This is a genomic window from Alistipes sp. (genome assembly GCF_048465575.1).
GTDB lineage: Bacteria > Bacteroidota > Bacteroidia > Bacteroidales > Rikenellaceae > Alistipes.
On record NZ_DBFWLG010000032.1, the window covers coordinates 1 to 2,112 of the forward strand.

General features: G+C 57.9%; 3 protein-coding genes. All 3 read right to left on the reverse strand.

Features of this window, described 5'->3' with window-relative positions:
- On the reverse strand, window positions 1–374 hold a 374-nt coding region (locus tag ACMQ11_RS08650; RefSeq protein ID WP_418992365.1), incomplete at its 3' end, for a toprim domain-containing protein.
- A gap of 71 nt (window positions 375–445) precedes the next feature.
- Window positions 446–649 carry a hypothetical protein gene (locus ACMQ11_RS08655; RefSeq protein ID WP_418992366.1) on the reverse strand — a complete coding sequence of 68 codons (204 nt, stop codon included), beginning with the start codon at window positions 647–649 and terminating at the stop codon, window positions 446–448.
- A 2-nt stretch (window positions 650–651) separates the two neighbouring features.
- On the reverse strand, window positions 652–2,112 hold a 1,461-nt coding region (locus tag ACMQ11_RS08660), incomplete at its 5' end, for a DUF3945 domain-containing protein (protein ID WP_418992367.1).

Genomic DNA, 2,112 nt, shown 5'->3' on the forward strand with positions numbered 1-2,112 from the left:
TACTCGTACAGGTAGCGGAAGATCAACTCGCCCTCGCGTCCGGCGTCGGTCGCCACGATGATGCGTTCGCTCTCGCGGAACAGCCGCGCGATGACCTTGATTTGCGCCGCCACGTCGCTGTCCGGCTTGTAGCCTTTGTCGGTCTTGACCTGTCGCGGCACGAGCTGGAAGACAGGCGGGATGATCGGCAGGTTGTCGCGGTGGAAGCCCTTGATGCCGTAGCCGTCGGGCAGGGCGGGCTGTACCAGATGCCCGAAAGCCCATGTCACGTTGTAATCCGCTCCGGCATAATAGCCGATTTCGCGCTTGCCAGCTTTCACGATACGGGCGATTTCACGCGCCACGCTCGGTTTCTCTGCAATAATTGTTTTCATACTGAACTGATTTATTTAATGTGGATTTAGTGGCCGGACTAAGAGTCCGGATTTAAAATTAGGTCGATTCGCTATTCTCTCTTTTGCGTCTGCGGTTTTTCCGCCTCCTCACGCAAGCGGCGCAGGATTTTCCGGTCGTAATAGAGGTGAGACCCGTCGGAGGTATAATACCGCTTGTTCTCGTCCTCGATGGCCTGCCAATCGACACGCCGCCATAGGTAGCCGCCCACGACAAGGACGACACAGGAAAGGAGAAGGATAATAAATGCCGTCATAGCTACATGCGCATTTTGGGTTTGTTCGCCTGCTGCTGCCTGCGCTGCTGCTCCTCGTTGGCGGGAGCGGTCTGTCCCCGTTGCAGCGGCTCGCCGACGTGCTTGGTCGCTTCATCGGTCTTACCCTCCGAATTGACGGCCACCTGCTTCCGCGAGGCGTTGTCGGGCTTGATCTCGTAGATTTGCGACTGCTCCGGTTTCCGGCGGCTGAAATCGAACTTTACCTTTTCATGATTCGGGCGTACATAGGCGTTGAATTGCTTGCCTTTCTTATCGGTCATGCCCTCGATATACACCCATTTGTTCTGCTCCCAGCCCGCCTTATGCTCCGGTGTAATCTCCGCACCGAGCAACGTTTTCCCGATGCGCAGGCGGCGGGGCTGCTGCGTGGTGTCCGTCGCTTGCGTCTGCTCCTGCCGCTGCGCTCTCCTTTGACCTCCGAAATGAAAGTCCAGCCCCCGTTTGTCGGCATTGATTTGGATCGTGGCATTGAACTTCTTGCCGCTCTTGCCGATCATATTCTCTACATACACGCCTTTGCCCTCGGCCAAAGCCTCTTTCTGCTCTTTGGTAAGGCGGACACTTTTCACTTTGTCGGGGATGCGGATGGCCTTTACCGGAACCGACACCGTTTCGTTGGTCAGACGGTCGATACTGATATAGGAGGGAATAAGCTCGCCCGTAGCCGGATCGACCACCTCGGCCACACGTCCGAGGTTACCCGTCTTTTTCAGGTTCTCCTGATCTTCGGGGGTAAACTTGACGTTCAGGTACTCGTCGAGGTTCGGTTCCTTACGGATCGGGTGAGGCACGAGCGATACCGTGCCGTCGGGATTCTCCCGCAGCGACAGACGCGCCTGCATCGCAACGCGGATGCCTCCGAAATCGGGGGTACATTCGATAAGCTGCGACTTGCCGTAATGACGCATCCGCTCCAGATCGCCCGACTGCTCCAACGCCGTGAGGTCGATACCCCAGCGTCGTTCGACCTCCGCACGGTCGAGGCGGTCGGTGTCGATAGGTTTATACCTCCTCTCGTTGTCCTGCTCCTCGGCGGGTGTCGGCTCCGGCTGTTGTGTTTGCTCCTCGCTCGCCTGTTCAGTTTGCTGCGATTCTTCTTCCGGCTGCGGCGTTTGTTCGGAGGCGGCTTGTTGCTCCGCCTCCTGCGTCTGCTGCTGGGCGGCCTGCTCGTACTTGGTCGTATCGACCTTGTGCGGGGCAAGCAAATCCTTGTTCTGCTCCGGGTTTTTCAGCAGTTCTTTCAGCACCTCCATCACCTTGTCTGCCCCCTCTGCCGCTACGCGGTAGAAGCCGAAGCGTTTCGGCTCCTTGCATTGGCGGTAAAAGTTGGCGAAAAAGTTATCCAGCACATCGCCGTGGCGGTCGAAGCGCAGGAAGTCTTGCGCGTGTTCCGCTTTGGCGGGTTTCATGTTCGGCGTGCCGTCGCGCTTCAACCCCGCGAC